Here is a 17,230-nt window from a genome sequence, read left to right on the forward strand (position 1 = left end):
CTGACGCACCTCCCACAATTCTTTTGGTTACTAGCGGGCTGCGTCGCGCACGTCCAGATACCTTTGTCGCGCAAACCGTCGCAGTGTTGCATTCCTTCAAGGGTGAAGATCGAATTTTTTGCGCTTTTATCCTGCCGGAGGGGCGGTTGCCTGCATGGATGCCCGCGAATCAAAGCGGCGCGCCCAATCGGCCAGGGCGTCATTGCCCTGGCGCCAGTTGCGCGCGTCATGCCGGAAATCAAGGTATCCCAAGGCGCAACCGACCGCGATCTGCCCCATATCCAGCGGACCGGAAAGCTGGCTGATCCAGCGCGTGTTCAATGCGGAACAAGCGCGGTCAATCTTTGCCCACTGGCCTTCGACCCATTCAGGCATCTGCTTGTCCGCCGGACGCATCCGCCCTTCGTACACCATGGCCAACGCCGCATCCAAAATGCCGTCCGCCGTCGCCTCGAGCGTCAGCGTGTCCCAGCGGCGGCTGCCGGTCGGGTACAGCTTGCCCCCTGCGCGATCGTCCAGATAGGCGCAAATCACGCGGCTGTCGTACAGCGCCGGCCCCTCGTCGCGCACCAGCGCGGGCACTTTGGCGAGCGGGTTATTGGGCAGCAGCGCCGCATCAGCTGCAAGCGGCGTGGTCGTGATATTCTCAAGCGTGAGGTCTTCAAGCTGGCCGGTTTCGTGCAGCAACACCATGACTTTGCGGACATAGGGCGATGTCGGGGAATAGGATAGTTTCATGCGTGTCTCCTCCTCAGGGTTCAGGGGGACTATCACCGTCAACCGCGCCCTGTGCAATCGCTTGTTGATCAGGCGCCTTTGGCCGCGCGCATCTGGCGGGCGAGCGTGCCTGTTCCAGCGCCAAAGCCGTGCGCCTCCACGCCATCTGCAGCCGCAAGCCGCACCGCGTCCGGTTTGTTCTGGCTGAGCTTCCACGTGCCATCGACGCCGGTGATCCGCATCCGGCAGGGCACGATCATGCGCATCATTTTCTGCATGGTCAGGGGGTTCATCTTGGCGGTGGTCCACGGCGGCTTGGGCAGCAGACGGTCTTCGAACCAGGCGGATTGGCGATCCAGCAGGTCCAGCAGCTCTTCTTGCGGACGCAGTTCCAGCGTGCCGGTCAGATGCACCGCCACATAGTTCCATGTCGGCACCTGATCGTCGACGTCGTACCAGTCGGGCGAAACATAGCTGTCGCCCCCGCTGATGGCGAGCTTCACCGGCAACGCCGACGTTAGCGCCCGCGCGATCGGGTTTGACCGAACCAGATGCAGGTCGGCCTGATCCCCCGCTTCGTTCAGCAAAAACGGAACATGGCTCATCAATGGCTCATCGTCGCCAGCGGCAGCAAGCACACCAAAACTGCGGTCGCGCGCAAAGGCGATGTTCTTGGCGGTGTCGGCGTCGTGGTAAACGGGATTGGGGTGCATAACGTAGGGTCCAAACTGCAAACGCACTTTTGGTATTGCAGACCTGCCCCCGCCTTGGCAACGTACAAGCATTCTCAGGGCGGGGCGCAATTCCCCACCGGCGGTATGTGGCCCCAGTGTCACGAGCCCGCGAGCGCAACGCGCCCCTAACGGGACGCTTGGTCAGCAGATCTGGTGAGATGCCAGAGCCGACGGTCATAGTCCGGATGAAAGAGAATGCGTTTGCTGCGGCCCCACGGGGTCCGTCCGTAATCGTGATCGCCTTGGGTGACTTGTGTCGCTGACGAAAAAAAGGAGATCACTATGACACACACCCGCTACGCCTTTGTAAAAGCACGCTGGCACGCCGATATTGTGGACCGCGCTTATGACGGGTTTGCAGAATCCATCCCCGCCAGCCAAATCGACGTGGTCGATGTCCCCGGCGCGTTCGAGATGCCGCTGATGGCGCAGACCCTCGCCAAATCCGGCAAGTATGATGCAATCATCTGCGCGGCCTTTGTGGTCGATGGCGGCATCTACCGGCATGATTTCGTGGCGACAGCTGTGGTCGACGGGTTGATGCGCGTGGGGCTGGATACGGGTGTGCCCGTGCTATCCGTATCGCTGACGCCGCATCACTATCAGGAAACCGACCATCACAATGCGATCTATCGCGCGCATTTCGTCGAAAAGGGCCGCGAGGCAGCTTCGGCGGCGCTTGGCATCGTGGCAGCGCGGCAATTGCTCGACGCCTGATACCCCTTTATTGCGCGGGCCTGAGCGTCAGGCCCGCTGCGCCCCGATGCTGGCAATGCCCAGAACATCCAGCACTTTGGCCTCGATGTGTTCGGCGTTCATCCCCGCGACCGCATACATATCGGCAGGGCTTGCCTGATCGATAAAGGTATCGGGGAGCACCATCGACCGGTACTTCAGCCCCGCGTCGAACACGCCCTCATCCGCCAGAAGCTGCGCCACATGGCTGCCAAAACCGCCAACGGCGCCCTCTTCAATCGTAATCAGCGCCTCGTGATCGGCGGCCAGCGACAGGATCATCTCGCGATCCAGCGGCTTGGCAAAGCGTGCGTCGGCGATGGTCGGCGTGATCCCCTTGGCCCGCAGCGCCTCGGCGGCTTTTTCCACCTCTGACAGGCGCGTCCCAAAGGACAGCAGTGCCACGCGCTTGCCTTCGGCGATGATGCGCCCTTTGCCGATCTCCAACGGCACACCGCGTTCTGGCATCGTCACGCCCGCGCCTTCGCCCCGTGGGAAACGGAAGGCAATCGGCCCATCGTCATAGGCCGCGGCGGTGGCGACCATATGTACTAGCTCTGCCTCGTCCGCGGCGGCCATCACAACAAAATCGGGCAGGTTCGCCAAAAACGCCACATCAAAGGCACCGGCGTGGGTGGCCCCATCGGCCCCGACCAGTCCCGCGCGATCAATCGCAAACCGCACCGGCAAACGCTGGATCGCCACGTCATGCACCACCTGATCATAGCCGCGCTGCAGGAAGGTTGAATACATCGTGCAAAACGGCTTCATCCCGCCCGCCGCCAATCCGGCAGAGAATGTCACCCCGTGCTGTTCCGCAATACCCACATCGAAACACCGGCTGGGGTAGCGTTCAGCGAAAAGGTTCAGCCCCGTCCCATCCGGCATCGCGGCGGTCACGGCGCAAATCTTGTCGTCGTTCGCCGCTTCGGCAATCAAGCTGTCCGCAAACACACGGGTATAGCTTGGCGCGTTCGACGGCGCTTTCTTTTGCTCGCCTGTCAGCACATTGAACTTGGCGGTCGCGTGGCCCTTGTCGCGGGCGGCTTCGGCGGGGCCATAGCCCTTGCCCTTTTTGGTGATCACATGGATCAGCACCGGCCCCGTCGCCCGTGCCTTGACCGTGCGCAACACGGGCAGCAATTGGTTCAGGTCATGCCCGTCAATCGGCCCGAGATAGGAAAACCCAAGCTGTTCGAACAACGTCCCACCCACGGCCATGCCCTTGAGCATATCCTTGGCGCGCTTGGCCCCTTCGCGGAACGGGCCAGGCAACATGCTGACCGCACCCTTGGCTGCGGCCTTGAAGTCCTGAAACGGTTCTTCGGCGTACAAACGGCTGAGGTATGTGGACATCGCCCCCACAGGCGGCGCGATCGACATTTCGTTGTCGTTCAAGATGACGAACATCCGCTTTTTCAGATGGCCCGCGTTGTTCATCGCCTCATAGGCCATGCCTGCCGACATGGACCCATCGCCGATCACCGCAATCGCATCGCCCAGACCTTCGGGGACATTGCCCCCCAGATCACGTGCGACTGAAAACCCAAGAGCCGCGCTGATAGAGGTCGACGAATGCGCCGCACCGAAGGGATCGTAGGGCGATTCACTGCGCTTGGTAAAACCGCTCAACCCGTCCTTCATCCGCAGGGTGCGGATGCGGTCGCGGCGTTCGGTCAGGATCTTATGCGGGTAGCATTGGTGGCTAACATCCCAGATCAGCTTGTCCTTGGGTGTATCGAACACCGAATGGATCGCGACCGTCAGTTCAACCACGCCCAGACCTGCGCCCAGATGGCCGCCCGTCTCTGATACGGCAGAAATCGTCTCTGCCCGCAGTTCATGGGACAGTTTCACCAGCTCTGCGTCCGAGAAATTCTTCAGATCGGCAGGGCGGTTTACACGGTCCAAAAGGGGCGTATCGGGTCTATCGGTCATCTGGCTCTCCACCGGATCAGCTTTTGCGGGCAATAACGAAGCGGGCTGCGTCTCGCAAGGTTTCTCCGTCTGTGCCGTAAGGGGACAGGGCATCACAAGCAGCATCGACAAGATCACGGGCACGGGCGCGGGCGGGGTCCAGCCCCAGCAGCGACACAAAGGTCGCCTTGCCCGCATCGGCATCCTTGCCGACGGCTTTGCCCACCGTGGCGGCGTCGCCTTCGACGTCAAGAATGTCATCGGCAATCTGGAACGCCAGACCGAGGTTGCGGGCATAGCTGCGAAGGGCGGCGGGATCATCGCCCGCCATTACCGGCCCTGCTGTCGCAGCCCATTCGATCAACGCACCGGTCTTGCCGGCCTGAAGCGTTGTGATCTGGTCTAGCGTCAGCGGTTGGCGCGCGGTTTCGGCGGCGATGTCCATCGCCTGCCCGCCCACCATGCCGCGCACACCGGCGGCCCGCGCCAGCCCCGTGACCAGCGCAACCCGTTCAGCATCACCACAGCCCGTCGCCGCGACCAGTCCAAACGCCAGTGTTTGCAGTGCATCGCCTGCCAGAACCGCCGTCGCCTCGTCCCACTTTAGGTGCACTGTGGGCTGACCCCGACGCAGCGCGTCATCATCCATGCAAGGCATATCGTCGTGAACGAGTGAATAGGCATGCAGCGCCTCGATGGCACCGGCGGCGGGGGCGGCCTGCGCATCCATCACCCCGTGCAACCGCGCGCTTTCGATCACCAGAAAGGCCCGCAGACCCTTACCGCCTGTCACAGCATAGCGCATCGCTTCGGCCACAGTGCCGTCCAGCCCGCCAAGTCCGTGCAATATCTGACCAATCGCCAATTCCGCAGCCTTTGGCAGTGCCTCTGCAAAGGGGGGGCGTGTCAGCTCGGCCTCAATCGAGATGTCAAACCCCGCCAACAGGAGCCACTCCGACAGGGTTGCCATCGCCGTCCAGCGTGATCTGCGCGACTTTCTCTTCGGCTTCCTTGAGCTTGGTCTCGCAGCGTTTCTTGAGCTTGGCCCCGCGTTCATAGAGCGAAATGCTTTCGTCCAGCGCCACATCGCCCCGCTCTAGCTGGCCCAGAACCTTTTCCAGTTCCGCCATCGCCGCCTCAAAGCTCATCTCTTCTACCGGAGTATCTGTCATTGCTGTGAATCCCATCCATCAAACTTGGCCCAAACATAGCCCGCCCGCGCTTTGGCTTCCAGTGACCGTGCCGATTTATTGGGCGCAAATTCTCTGGCACCAATTTTGCGGATCACCCCCTGCAGCTAGGGGGCGTCAGTCGGGGGCCAGCATATAGCCCGCGCCACGTACGGTTTGCAGATAGCGGGGCTGTTTGGGGTTATCTTCGATTTTGCGGCGCAGACGCGTGATCTGCACATCGACCGCGCGTTCTTGCGCCTGCCCACGGTCGCGGCCCAGTTCCTCGACCAGTTTCGACCGGCTAAGCGCCGTCCCCGGTTGGGCGGCAAAAATGCGCATCAGCTGGATTTCGGTGGCGGTCAATCGAACCAGATCTTCGCCCTGCCACAGCTCGCCGCGTTCGATGTCATAGCGGATCGCGCCCATCGACAGCACCTTGGGCGTTGCATCTGCAACGCGGGTGTCCGGCATGCGGCGCAGGATCGCGTTGATCCGAAGCAACAGCTCCTTGGGTTCAAACGGTTTGGCAAGATAATCATCCGCCCCTGCTTCCAGCCCGTCGATGCGGTTTTCCGTCTCGCCTTTGGCGGTCAGCAGCAGGATTGGTGTTTGCATGGTTTCGCGCAGACCACGGGTCAAGCTCAGCCCGTCTTCGCCCGGCATCATCACATCCAACACGATCAGATCAAAATCCAACCCCGCCAGAATGCGCCGTGCATGGGCCGCGTCGCGGGCCGTGGTCACTAGAAAGCCATGCCGCATCAGAAACTTCTGCAACAACGACCGGATACGTTCGTCATCATCGACGATCAGCAGGTGCGCATCTGCCTCGTTCACGCGCCATTCTCCTTGAGGCGCGTGTAGCTGTGGTGCATTTCAGGGTCCATCATCGCCTCTAGTACGGTGCGGAAACCCGCGACCGCTTCTGGTCCGGCATCGCGGAACGCGCTGCGCATCCGCATCCGTTGTGCATCAGATAATGCCTGTTCGAGCGCGCGCCCTGCGTCGGTCAGATACAAATGCCGCTCCCGCTTGTCGGTTTTTCCCACTTGGCTTTTGACAAGACCATCGGCGATCAACGTGCGCAAGACACGATTAAGGGATTGTTTTGTAACACCCAAAATCCCCAGCAGATTGTTCACCGTCGTGCCCGGTGCACGGTTAATAAAGTGAATTGCACGGTGGTGTGCGCGACCATAGGCCATGTCCACCAGTATCTTGTCGGGGTCGGCCGTGAAACCGCGGTAGGCAAAGAACATCGCCTCGATCCCCTGACGCAGCTGTTCATCCGTCAGGAATAGCAGGTTCTCGCCCGTGTGTGATGATGGGCCGCGTCCGTCCGCCATTGTAGTCTCCCGTTGCTGCGCCAAGAGCTTACGTCAGCGTTATTGACTTTCCAAGTGTCAAAGGCTATCGAATCCCATGTTTTGCGTAATTATATGTCTGCACGCAGCGGGTTTGACGCAATTTTCATAAACCCCAAGGTGCTTTTAGGAAGGATACATCATGGACGGCGCATATGACGATCGCGACGGCAAAATCTGGTTGGACGGCAAAATGGTCGATTGGCGCGAGGCCAATGTCCATATTCTGACCCATGCCATGCACTATGCGTCATCGGTGTTCGAAGGCGAACGCTGCTACAACGGCAAGATTTTCAAAAGCCGCGAACACTCTGAGCGGCTGCGGAAATCGGCACAGTACCTCGACTTTGAGATCCCCTATTCCGTCGATGAAATCGAGACCGCGAAATACGAAATGCTCAAGGCGAACGGCTGGACCGACGCCTATGTCCGCGCAGTCGCATGGCGCGGTGCCGGCCCTGATATGGGTGTCTCGGCGGCGCGCAACCCTGTGCGGCTGGCCATCGCCGGCTGGGAATGGGGCAACTATTATGGCGACGCCAAGATGCAGGGTGCCAAGCTCGACATCTCAAAGTGGAAACGCCCCTCGCCCGAGACGATCCCCGTGCACGCCAAAGCGGCGGGCCTGTATATGATCTGCACCACTTCCAAACACGCGGCAGAAGCCAAGGGTTGTTCTGACGCGCTGTTCATGGACTACCGCGGCTATGTGGCCGAAGCGACCGGCGCGAACATCTTTTTCGTCAAAGACGGCGAAGTGCACACGCCGCTGGCCGATTGCTTTCTTAACGGGCTGACACGTCAGACCGTGATCGGGATGCTCAAAGACAAGGGCCTGACCGTGCACGAGCGCCACATCATGCCCGAAGAGCTGGAAGGCTTTGAACAGTGCTGGCTGACCGGCACCGCAGCCGAGGTCACGCCCGTCGGCCAGATCGGCGACTACACTTTCGAGGTCGGCGCGCTGACCCGCGAGATTTCGGAAGACTACGAAAAGCTCGTCCGGGCCTGAACCGACCCACTAAGACAAAACGGCGCGAGGGTTCACACCCCCGCGCCGTTTTCGTTTCCACACCTGCGATACAGCAAGCCGCCTTAGTAAAGCGCGACCGGATTGATCATCGCCTGCACCGTGCCTTTGATCAGCGGCTGTCCCAGCACGAACATAAACTCTTGCACGCCTTCAGCGACCAGCGGGCCTGTGTTCATGGTTTCCAGAATGTAGATGCCATTGTCCTTGAGCAGCGTGACGTGGCCATAGAATACCTTGTCACCTTCTTTCGGCGGAATGGCCTCGAGGCCCCATGTGTCAGCGCCCACAGCCAGCGGGTTCATCGACGCGACAAACACCGCGCCTTCGTTGTTCAGCCCCGGTTCGGTCGACCCCCACGCGCTTGGGTCGCTTTCCATCATGCCATCGGTCCAACCGGTGTGAAACAGCACGATATCGCCTTCCTTCACGGTGACCTGCTGCGCTTCCATCGCGGCGGTGATCTCTGCCTCGCCGAAATGCTCTCCGGCGGCCAGCACGTCCTTGCCCATATGTTTGGCCATATCGATGATCACAGCGCGCCCGACCAAGGGCGGCACAGCGTGGGTCCCTAGTTTTGTCAGGCCGCTGATTGCCGAGATCTCTTTCTCATCCAGACAGTTATAGTACATCCCGTTTTCCCCGAGATGCCCCAGCCCGTCCAGCTGCGACCCGATTCCGATCCAGGTTTGCAGCAGGTCGTCGTTATAGTTGCCTTCATAGCCAAAGGACGACAGTTTTTGCCCACCGTGCTGGTTGGGCTGAACGATTTGCAGGTTCAAAGACCGAGGCGGAAAGGCAGGGGTGTCCGGCCCGATCACGATCCCCAGCGGCATCGATTTGCCCTGTTTGATCAATTTAGCCGCCTCTAGCGTGCGTTCAGTCGAGATCAGGTTAGCCGATCCCAATTGATCCTCCGCCCCCCATTGCGATGGGGCGCAGTCTTGCGCCCATGCGGCAGTTGCCCCGAAACCAATGGATACGGCAGTAGCAATAATCTTGGTTAATTTCATGTTTCCCTCCCAGAAAGCAGGGTGCGGAACACTCAGGAGACCTGCGATTCCACACCCTAGAGGGTCAGGCTAGCACAAAATGCAATCCTGACACGCATTTTCGCGTGCTGTCAGCTTGGGGTTCCTTGGGGGGTGCTGCTCGCCTTGGATTTGGACCGGTCCAGCCCCAATTGCCGTTCCCGCCAGATGATCGCCGCACCGCCGGCGATGACCAGACCCGCCCCGATCAGGATCGCAGGTGTCGGGATTTCGCTGAACAAGACCCAGCCGATCAGCACCGCAAAGATCATTGATGCATAGTCGAATGGGGCCAGCATCGACACCGGCCCATAGCGATATGACGCGGTGATCATGATCTGCGACACCCCGCCGATCATGCCCGACAGGATCAACAACGCCGAGACCTGCCAACCGGGGTTCACCCACCAAAGCGGCTCCCAGTTGATCACCATCCCTGCGGGCAGGGTAAAGAACGACAGGCAGGTCGCGGTGAGTGAAAAGTAGAACACGATGGCCGCCGTGCTGTCGGTTTGCACCAGACGGCGCACGTGGATCTGGACCAGCGCACGCATGATCGACGCAGCAACCACCATAATCGCGCCCATCATCGCCAGTTGCGACACGCTATCCCCGTCCACGGTGAAGCGGGGGTACAAAACGATCAACACCCCGATCAACCCGATCGCCACAGCGGACAGGCGGAACACACGCACCTGTTCGCCCAAGAATATCGCGGCAAAGATCACGGTGAACAGCGGCGTGGCATAGCCGATAGCCGTCACCTCTGGCAGGGGCAGCAGGCTTAGCCCCGCAAAGGTCAGCGCCATCGCCGTGGTTCCAAAGACGCCGCGCCAGACGTGGCCCATCAGGTTGCTTGGCTTTAGCCCGTCGCGCAGATCGCCGCTTTGCCACAGCCACAGGATGATCATCGGGAAGGCAAAGAACGACCGGTAGAACACGGCTTGGGCGGCGGGCACGGTGGCCGTCGCGATCTTGATGAGGGCCGCCATGACCGAGAACAGAAAGACCGCCCCCAGTTTAAGGGCGATGGCCCGGCCGGGGCGGTGCTCTGTCGTGGTGCTTTGCATGGCGCATGCTTGCGCCTGTGCGTTTCAAGTTGCAAGATCCCGCGTCAACCTGCGCGTGCTATTCCCGCCCATGTGCGAAAAATACGAGCGCCCTGCGCAGCTTAGCCGATGACGCCCTGATTTTCGCCGACCTGACCACGGTGCAGCAGCATGTGATCCAGCAGCACACAGGCCATCATCGCCTCGCCCACGGGCACGGCGCGGATACCAACGCACGGATCGTGGCGACCCTTGGTGATGATCTCTGTGTCTTCGCCGGATTTGGTGATCGTCTTGCGCGTGGTCAGGATACTCGACGTCGGTTTGACCGCGAAACGCAGCACGATGTCTTGGCCGGTGCTGATGCCGCCCAGAATACCGCCCGCATGGTTCGACGAATAGACAGGGCCGTTGGGGCCCATGCTGATCTCGTCTGCGTTCAACTCTCCGGTCAGCATGGCGGCGGACATCCCTTCGCCAATCTCGACACCTTTGACGGCATTGATGCTCATCATCGCAGCGGCTAGATCGGTGTCGAGCTTACCATAGACCGGCGCACCAAGGCCCGCGGGCACGCCGCGTGCCGTGATCTCGATGATCGCACCGACAGAGGATCCGGATTTGCGCAAACCGTCCAGATACGCGGCCCAGTCGTCAGCTGCCTTGGCGTCGGGCACCCAGAACGGGTTCTGTTCGATTTGGTCCCAATCAAACGCATCTCGGTCGATTTTATGCGGGCCCATCTGCACCATATAGCCGGTAATCTGCACATTCGGCGCGATTGCCTTGATCGCTTCACGTGCCAATCCTCCCGCCGCCACACGCGACGCGGTTTCACGTGCCGACGACCGCCCGCCGCCGCGATAATCGCGGATTCCGTATTTCTGGAAATAGGTGATGTCTGCGTGACCGGGGCGGAACTTGTCCTTGATGTCGCCGTAGTCTTTCGACCGCTGGTCGGTGTTCTCGATCATCAGCTGGATCGGTGTGCCGGTGGTGACGCCTTCGAACACGCCTGACAGGATCCGCACCTCGTCCGCTTCGCGGCGCTGCGTGGTGTATTTGTTCTGGCCGGGTTTGCGCTTGTCCATCCACTGCTGGATCATCTCTTCGGTGATCGTCACACCGGGGGGGCAGCCGTCCACCGTGGCCCCCAAAGCAGGCCCGTGGCTTTCGCCCCAGGTGGTCACGCGGAAAAGATGGCCAAAGCTGTTGATCGACATGGGATGTGCTCCTTTGGCGGTGATCCTTAACGGGGGCAGGACCATGCCTCAAGGGGTTTCACCTTGCGCGCGGGCCACAGGCGTTCTACCGATAAGACACCTCGGGGGGCCTGACAGGCTGAGATGTGCGCGCACGGACCCGTTGAACCTGAACCGGTTAACACCGGCGGAGGGAAGGTCTGGATACACCTCCAACGCTTTCTGACGCCGCATTTTGGAGGATGCCATGAAGTATCTTACACTTGCTGCCACCACGCTTTTCGCCACGCAGGCATGGGCCGACACGCCCGAACTGGTGGTCTATACCTACGATAGCTTTGTCGCCGAATGGGGCCCCGGCCCTGTAATCGAAGCGGCCTTTGAAGCAGAGTGTGCCTGCGATCTGAAATTCGTAGGCATGGGCGATGGCGCGGCGCTGTTGGCGCGGCTCAAGCTGGAAGGCGCACGGTCTGACGCCGATCTGGTGCTGGGGCTTGATACCAGCCTGATCGCGGCGGCCAAGGAAACAGGGTTGTTCGCGACGGCCACAGTTGATGCGGATTACGACCTGCCCGTCACATGGGAGGACGACAGCTTTGCCCCCTACGACTGGGGCTATTTTGCCTTTGTCCATAACGCCGATCTGACACCGCCTGCGAACTTTCGCGCGCTAGCCGACAGTGACCTCAAGATCGTGATTCAGGACCCCCGGTCCTCTACCCCCGGTCTGGGCCTGCTGATGTGGGTCAAGGAGGCTTACGGCGACGAGGCCCCCGCGATCTGGGAAGGTTTGGCGGATAACGTCGTGACCGTGACCAAAGGCTGGTCCGAAGCCTACGGCTTGTTCCTTGAGGGCGAGGCCGACATGGTGCTGAGCTATACCACGTCCCCCGCCTATCACCTGATCGCCGAAGAGGACGCGACCAAAGCCGCCGCCGCCTTTGACGAAGGCCATTACATGCAGATCGAAGTGGTCGGCAAACTGGCGGGCACCGACCAGCCCGGGCTGGCCGATCAATTCATGCAGTTCATGGTATCGGACGCGGCGCAATCGGTGCTGCCCACGACCAATTGGATGTACCCCGCCGTTACGCCCCAAGGCGGGCTGCCCGAAGGCTTTAAACAGTTGATCGAACCAGACAAGGCGCTGCTGATCCCGAACGGTGACGTGCCCGCCCTGCGCGAGGAAGCATTGGCCGAATGGCTCTCCGCGCTGTCGCAATAAGCACGAAAACCGGCATCAGCGCCGCCATTCTGGTTGCGGCGCTGATCCTTGCTGCGGTGGTGGCGGTACTTTGGCGGGCGGAGTTCGGCAGCGGGCTTGGCCCGGCCGATTGGGCCGCGATCCGGTTTACCGTGCTACAGGCCGTGCTTTCCGCTCTGCTGTCTACCGTGCTGGCAATCCCTGTCGCCCGTGCGCTGGCGCGGCGGCGCTTTGTCGGGCGCGGGCTGCTGGTGACGCTGCTTGGGGCACCTTTTATCCTGCCGGTGATTGTCGCCGTGCTGGGGGTGCTTGCGGTGTTTGGCCGCGCGGGCTGGCTGAATGCGGGTCTGACGCTGGTCGGACTGCCCGGCATCTCTATCTACGGGCTGCATGGAGTCGTGCTGGCACATGTCTTTTTTAACCTGCCACTGGCAACGCGACTGCTGTTGCAGGCGTGGCAAACCGTGCCCGCTGAACGTTTCCGGCTGGCAGCGCAGCTTGGCATGACCCCGCGCGCCGTGTTCCGCAGCATTGAACTGCCCCTGCTCCGCCAGATCCTGCCCGGCACAGCGGCGTTGATCTTTGTGATCTGCCTGACCAGCTTTGCCGTAGCGCTGACCCTCGGCGGCGGCCCCCGCGCCACGACAATCGAGCTTGCGATCTATCAGGCGTTCCGTTTCGACTTTGACCTAAACCGTGCTGCACTGCTGTCGCTGGTGCAGCTTGGCCTTGCCGGCAGCACCGGCGCGCTGGCGCTTTGGATCATCCCCGCGATCAGTCTGGGCGGCGGGCAGGACCGACCCCTGCACCGCTGGGACGCGCGCGGCGGGTTGCAACGGGGGATCGATGCGCTGTTCATCACGCTGGCGGCGGGGTTTCTTCTGTTGCCCCTGACCTCGGTCCTGCTGCGCGGGGTGATCGGCCTGCCGCAAATGCCCGCCAGCGTGTGGCAGGCGGCGGGCACCTCTGTCACCGTGGCGTTAATCAGCGTGGTGGTCTTGCTGGCCTTGGCCCTCCCCCTTGCCGGATGGATCGCGACCCGCGCCCGCGGCGGGGTAGAGGCGGTGGGCCTCTTGGGTTTGGCTGCCTCTCCGCTGATGATCGGCACCGGCTGGTTCATTCTGATCAACCCCATCGCCAGCCCTTTTACGCTGGCCCTGCCCGTCACAGCACTGGTCAATGCGCTGATGGCCCTGCCCTTTGCCCTGCGTATTCTGGTGCCCCGCCTGCGCGACACGGTTCAGGTTTACGGCAGGCAGGCGCAAATGTTGGGGCTGCGCGGCTGGCCGCTTTGGCGCTGGCTGATCCTGCCACGCTTGCGCCCGCAGATCGGATTTGCCGCGGGGCTGACCGGTGCCCTGTCGATGGGAGATCTGGGGGTCATCGCCTTGTTCGCCGACCCCGACAGTGCCACCCTGCCACTGCAAATGTATCGCTTGATGGGGGCCTACCGGATGGAGGCCGCGGCGGGTGCGGCCCTGATCCTGCTGGCGCTGTCGCTGGGGATTTTCTGGATATTCGACAAGGGAGGGCGCTGGCATGCTGACGCTTGAGACCGCACAGATCACCCAAGGCAGCTTTACCCTGCACGCCGACCTGACCCTTGCGCCCGCGCAGACCTATGCGGTGATCGGCCCCTCGGGTGCGGGGAAATCCACCCTGCTGGGGGCGCTTTGCGGGTTCATTCCGCTCAGTACTGGCAGGCTGCTGTGGCAGGGCACAGACATCACCCAAGCGGCCCCCGGTGCGCGGCCGATGACGATGCTTTTTCAGGACAACAACCTCTTTCCCCATCTCAGCGTGATGCAAAATGTGGGGCTGGGGCTGCGCCCCGACCTGCGGCTCAGCACTGCGGAACAAACCCGTGTACACGAGGCGCTCGATCGCGTCGGGCTGCAGGGGATGGCTGCCCGCAAACCTGCCGAGCTTTCCGGCGGGCAGCAAAGCCGTGTGGCCCTCGCACGGGTACTGGTACAAGCCCGCCCGCTTGTACTGCTCGACGAACCCTTTGCCGCACTTGGTCCTGCCCTGCGTAACGATATGCTTGATCTGGTGGCAGAGCTCGCCGCAGAAACCGGCGCAGCGCTGATCATGGTGACCCACGCCCCCGAAGACGTGCGCCGTATCGCGGATCAGGTGATTTTTGTCGAAGGTGGCACCGCGCAGGCACCTCAGCCTGCCGCAGCGTTGATGGACAATCCGCCCGACGCGTTGCGTGCCTATCTGGGATGATCAGAAAATGACGGCGTAAAAGGTCAGCGATGTCAGCAAGATCGTCAGATACCCCAGCAACACATAAAGCCCGTCACGGGTGAACAGACCAAAAGCAAACAGCGCCACCGTTCCGCCCCCGAAAGACGACGCGAAGGGCACGAATTCAAGCAAGGGCCAGCCCACGGGCAGGATCACGCAGGTCACCAACGTCAGCAGACGCATCGGGCCTGTCGTCAGAAACTGGAGCCTCTTACCCGAGTGGCGATCAAAGAACGCCGCGGGCTTGCGCAGCCACCGCACGCAAAACAGCAACCGTGTTGATTTGACCTCGCGGCGCAGCAGGAATTGCGGCAACCACAGACGTTTGCGTCCATAGACCGCCTGCGCCGACAGCACGATGACGACCATCGCCATGAAACTGGACACACCAAAGACACCGGACAGCGGCGACACTAACAGCAGCGCGGCCACCAGAATGAAGGGGAGCAGGGACCGCTCTCCGAATTCGTTCAGCACATCGTTGATCGTGACCATCTCGCGGCTGGCCGCTTGCTCCATCCCGTCCAACAGATGGGTGAGGCTACGCTCCTCGATATTGTGCATATACCCCCCAAAGGTCAGCTGTCTCGTGCAAGCAATGCCGTCAGCCCAGCCCGATAGGTGGGGAACTGCGGTGCCCAGCCTAACGCCTGCTTAATACGGTCGTTCCGAACCTTCTTGCTTTCCGCGTAAAAGCTGCGGGCCATGGGGGTCATATCGGCCTGATCAAAGGGGATCGCGGGGGGCACGGGAAGGCCAAGCAGCTCTGCCGCGTGGGCGATCACGTCTTGCGGTGGCGCGGGGTCATCGTCGCACAGATTATAGACCGCGCCCGGGTCGGGCCGCTGCAAGGACAGCTCAAGCGCTTGGGCAATATCCTCGACATGGATGCGAGAGAAGACCTGCCCCTGCTTGATGATCCGCCGCGCCGTTCCGGCCCGCACCTTGGCAAAGGGGCCGCGTCCGGGGCCATAGATGCCTGCGAGGCGAAAGATATGCAGCGGCAGATCGGGGATCGCCTGCCATCTTGCCTCTGCCGTGACACGGGCGCGCCCGCGCTTGGTCGATGGCGTAAGCGGCGTGTCCTCGTCCACCCAATCGCCGTCGTGGTCGCCGTAAACGCCTGTTGTCGACAGATAGCCTACCCACCGCAGATCGGGCGCGGCGCGGGTGACCGCATCCTCGACCGCATTCAATACCGGATCGCCCGCGCTGTCCGGTCCGGCCGAGACGAGCACATTAGGAAACTGCGCGATCAACGCCCCCAGATCGGCACCCGGCCATACGACGGGTTCAACGCCCGTGTCCGCGATGGCATCTGCCTTGTCGGGGCTGCGCGTGGTGCCGACGATGCGCCAGCCCTGCGGCACCAGCCGTGCGGCAAGGGCGCGCGCGCTAAAACCATGCCCGATCGACAGCAGCGTTTTCTCCATGAGGCGTCCTTTCTATGTGGTGGTCCGGGGCAAGGCGATCCGCTGCCCCTCGGGGACCAACGCATTCATCTGCGCGATATGTTCCGGCAGGCATTTGGTCAGGAAGTCATAGGTTTTGACCACATGCGCCCGCGCCGCCGGCCCCAGATGCGCATAGGCAGCCGGATTGCCCAGCACTTCCGCCACCTGATCGCCCAGCGCATCGGGATCGAAGAAATCGCACAGCAGGCCGGTTTCGCCGTGGGTAATCGCCTCGCGCACGGGGGCCACGTTAGAGCCGACGATCGTAGCCCCCATCGCCATCGCCTCGAGCAAGGACCACGACAGCACAAATGGCATAGTCAGATAAAGATGGCAGCGGCTGATCTGTATAACCTTCTGGTAATCCTCGTAGGACAGCTTGCCCAGAAAATGCACCCGCGACCAATCGACGTGCTTGCCCACCTCCGCCTCCATCTCGGCGCGCAGGCCGCCGGGGTGTTTGCTTTTGCCGCCATAAGAGGTGTCGTTGCCCCCCACTACCAACACCCGCGCATTGGGGCGTTGCTTCAGGATGCGTGGCAATGCGCGCATGAACACATGAAAACCCCGCGTGCGTTCAAGGTTGCGCGACACAAAGGTCAGCACCTCGTCATCCTTGGTCAGGGCGCGATCCATCCGCCCCAGCTTGAGCGTCACCGCCGGATCGGGGCGCAGCTGGTCTGTGCGTATCCCGTCGTGGCAGACATAGAGCTTGCGGTGAAAGCTTTGCGGAAAACGGTCGCGCTGCCAGTAGGTCGGGCTGAGCCCGACATCGACGGTTTCGATATTGGCCAGCGGCACGGCATTGCGCGCGTGCAATAGAAAGGGGGTATTCTCGGTCACGGGGTCTTCGGGGTCGAACCCCACAGGGCCGCCGGTATCGCTGTAGTAATACTCGAAGAAGCCGATGATCGGGACATCGGGCCAGATCTGCTTGAAAAACGTCAGCTCCCCCCAGCCCACATGCCCCACCACGATATCGGGCTTGAACCCTTCGCGGGTCTCAATCTGTTTGGCCGCGCGGGCGGCACCCAAGCCGTTGCCGGTCGATTCCTCCCAGTTCTTCGACAGCCCATAGGCGTTCTCTGCCGGTTTGTGATGCGCCTTGTAGACCCGCGTCTCGACGCCCTCAAAACGGGGCGGATTTTTGCGTTGGGTCAGGAAATAGATCTGGTGTGTGCGTTGATCGGCCAGCCATTGCACCAGCTCGCGGTATTGGCCGGGCATATTCTGGTGCACAAACATGATCTTCATGGGGTCGCCTTATGTCCTGTCGGTTGCAGACAGTTAGCCCAGTCGGCACGGACAGTGCAAACGCCACGGCGCTGGACGGCTCTGGCTTGAACCTCGGGCGATCTTCGTGTCAAC

General features: G+C 61.6%; 18 protein-coding genes and 2 riboswitches. Of the genes, 5 read left to right on the top strand and 13 right to left on the bottom strand.

The window, feature by feature from the left end; genetic code table 11:
- Positions 1-126: 126 nt before the first annotated feature.
- Both GLP52_RS11405 and GLP52_RS11410 read right to left on the bottom strand, forming a co-directional pair.
- Entirely contained in the window at positions 127-738 is a 612-nt protein-coding gene (locus GLP52_RS11405; protein ID WP_208596002.1) for a glutathione S-transferase, read from the bottom strand.
- Positions 739-806: 68 nt separating this feature from the next.
- Positions 807-1,430 carry an FMN-binding negative transcriptional regulator gene (locus GLP52_RS11410; RefSeq protein WP_237272445.1) on the bottom strand — a complete coding sequence of 208 codons (624 nt, stop codon included), beginning with the start codon at positions 1,428-1,430 and terminating at the stop codon, positions 807-809.
- A gap of 66 nt (positions 1,431-1,496) precedes the next feature.
- A riboswitch (FMN riboswitch) is annotated at positions 1,497-1,652 on the top strand.
- A gap of 75 nt (positions 1,653-1,727) precedes the next feature.
- Between GLP52_RS11410 and GLP52_RS11415 the strand changes: the two genes are divergently transcribed.
- Positions 1,728-2,168, top strand: coding sequence for a 6,7-dimethyl-8-ribityllumazine synthase (locus GLP52_RS11415; RefSeq protein ID WP_273098035.1), 441 nt, complete (start codon positions 1,728-1,730; stop codon positions 2,166-2,168).
- 27 nt (positions 2,169-2,195) lie between these two features.
- On the opposite strand, the gene dxs is transcribed toward GLP52_RS11415, so the two are convergent.
- The 5 genes from dxs to GLP52_RS11440 form a co-directional block, all read right to left on the bottom strand.
- A complete protein-coding gene (gene dxs / locus GLP52_RS11420) occupies positions 2,196-4,124 on the bottom strand; it encodes a 1-deoxy-D-xylulose-5-phosphate synthase (RefSeq protein ID WP_237272446.1) in 1,929 nt (642 codons plus the stop codon).
- Positions 4,125-4,140: 16 nt separating this feature from the next.
- Complete coding sequence (locus tag GLP52_RS11425; protein ID WP_237272447.1) at positions 4,141-5,073, bottom strand: polyprenyl synthetase family protein; 933 nt, start codon at positions 5,071-5,073, stop codon at positions 4,141-4,143.
- On the bottom strand, positions 5,033-5,275 hold the full coding sequence (locus tag GLP52_RS11430) for an exodeoxyribonuclease VII small subunit (RefSeq protein WP_005850957.1): 243 nt from the start codon (positions 5,273-5,275) through the stop codon (positions 5,033-5,035). The genes GLP52_RS11425 and GLP52_RS11430 overlap by 41 nt, the downstream gene beginning before the upstream one ends.
- A 135-nt stretch (positions 5,276-5,410) precedes the next feature.
- Positions 5,411-6,112 carry a response regulator gene (locus GLP52_RS11435; protein WP_237272448.1) on the bottom strand — a complete coding sequence of 234 codons (702 nt, stop codon included), beginning with the start codon at positions 6,110-6,112 and terminating at the stop codon, positions 5,411-5,413.
- Positions 6,109-6,621: a MarR family winged helix-turn-helix transcriptional regulator gene (locus GLP52_RS11440; RefSeq protein WP_093731601.1), complete on the bottom strand. Its 513-nt coding sequence runs from the start codon at positions 6,619-6,621 to the stop codon at positions 6,109-6,111. The genes GLP52_RS11435 and GLP52_RS11440 overlap by 4 nt, the downstream gene beginning before the upstream one ends.
- A gap of 160 nt (positions 6,622-6,781) precedes the next feature.
- On the opposite strand from GLP52_RS11440, the gene GLP52_RS11445 reads away from it, so the two are divergent.
- A complete protein-coding gene (locus tag GLP52_RS11445; protein WP_237272449.1) occupies positions 6,782-7,651 on the top strand; it encodes a branched-chain amino acid aminotransferase in 870 nt (289 codons plus the stop codon).
- Positions 7,652-7,734: 83 nt separating this feature from the next.
- Here the strand turns inward: GLP52_RS11445 and GLP52_RS11450 are convergent, their stop codons facing one another.
- The 3 genes from GLP52_RS11450 to aroC all read right to left on the bottom strand — a co-directional run bounded on the left by GLP52_RS11450 (position 7,735) and on the right by aroC (position 10,972).
- A complete protein-coding gene (locus tag GLP52_RS11450; RefSeq protein ID WP_237272450.1) occupies positions 7,735-8,682 on the bottom strand; it encodes a cyclase family protein in 948 nt (315 codons plus the stop codon).
- 110 nt (positions 8,683-8,792) lie between these two features.
- On the bottom strand, positions 8,793-9,770 hold the full coding sequence (locus GLP52_RS11455) for a DMT family transporter (protein WP_093731604.1): 978 nt from the start codon (positions 9,768-9,770) through the stop codon (positions 8,793-8,795).
- Between the two features lie 101 nt (positions 9,771-9,871).
- The gene (aroC, locus tag GLP52_RS11460) at positions 9,872-10,972 is read right to left on the bottom strand and encodes a chorismate synthase (protein ID WP_093731605.1); all 1,101 of its coding nucleotides are present in this window, start codon (positions 10,970-10,972) and stop codon (positions 9,872-9,874) included.
- Between the two features lie 92 nt (positions 10,973-11,064).
- Positions 11,065-11,164, top strand: a riboswitch (TPP riboswitch).
- A gap of 34 nt (positions 11,165-11,198) precedes the next feature.
- On the opposite strand from aroC, the gene thiB reads away from it, so the two are divergent.
- Genes thiB through GLP52_RS11475 form a run of 3 tightly spaced genes read left to right on the top strand, consistent with a single transcriptional unit; the run spans position 11,199 to position 14,387 of the window.
- Positions 11,199-12,176 carry a thiamine ABC transporter substrate binding subunit gene (thiB, locus tag GLP52_RS11465; RefSeq protein WP_237272451.1) on the top strand — a complete coding sequence of 326 codons (978 nt, stop codon included), beginning with the start codon at positions 11,199-11,201 and terminating at the stop codon, positions 12,174-12,176.
- On the top strand, positions 12,152-13,708 hold the full coding sequence (locus GLP52_RS11470; RefSeq protein ID WP_093731607.1) for a thiamine/thiamine pyrophosphate ABC transporter permease ThiP: 1,557 nt from the start codon (positions 12,152-12,154) through the stop codon (positions 13,706-13,708). The genes thiB and GLP52_RS11470 overlap by 25 nt, the downstream gene beginning before the upstream one ends.
- On the top strand, positions 13,695-14,387 hold the full coding sequence (locus GLP52_RS11475) for a thiamine ABC transporter ATP-binding protein (RefSeq protein WP_093731645.1): 693 nt from the start codon (positions 13,695-13,697) through the stop codon (positions 14,385-14,387). The genes GLP52_RS11470 and GLP52_RS11475 overlap by 14 nt, the downstream gene beginning before the upstream one ends.
- Here the strand turns inward: GLP52_RS11475 and GLP52_RS11480 are convergent, their stop codons facing one another.
- The 3 genes from GLP52_RS11480 to GLP52_RS11490 are packed head-to-tail and all read right to left on the bottom strand — an operon-like array spanning position 14,388 to position 17,116.
- Positions 14,388-14,972, bottom strand: coding sequence for an exopolysaccharide biosynthesis protein (locus tag GLP52_RS11480; protein ID WP_237272452.1), 585 nt, complete (start codon positions 14,970-14,972; stop codon positions 14,388-14,390).
- A 14-nt stretch (positions 14,973-14,986) separates the two neighbouring features.
- Entirely contained in the window at positions 14,987-15,841 is an 855-nt protein-coding gene (locus GLP52_RS11485) for an SDR family oxidoreductase (RefSeq protein WP_237272453.1), read from the bottom strand.
- Between the two features lie 12 nt (positions 15,842-15,853).
- Entirely contained in the window at positions 15,854-17,116 is a 1,263-nt protein-coding gene (locus tag GLP52_RS11490) for a glycosyltransferase family 4 protein (protein WP_237272454.1), read from the bottom strand.
- Positions 17,117-17,230: the final 114 nt, after the last annotated feature.

Origin of the sequence: Sulfitobacter sp. M22, assembly GCF_021736025.1 — a bacterium.
GTDB lineage: Bacteria > Pseudomonadota > Alphaproteobacteria > Rhodobacterales > Rhodobacteraceae > Sulfitobacter > Sulfitobacter litoralis.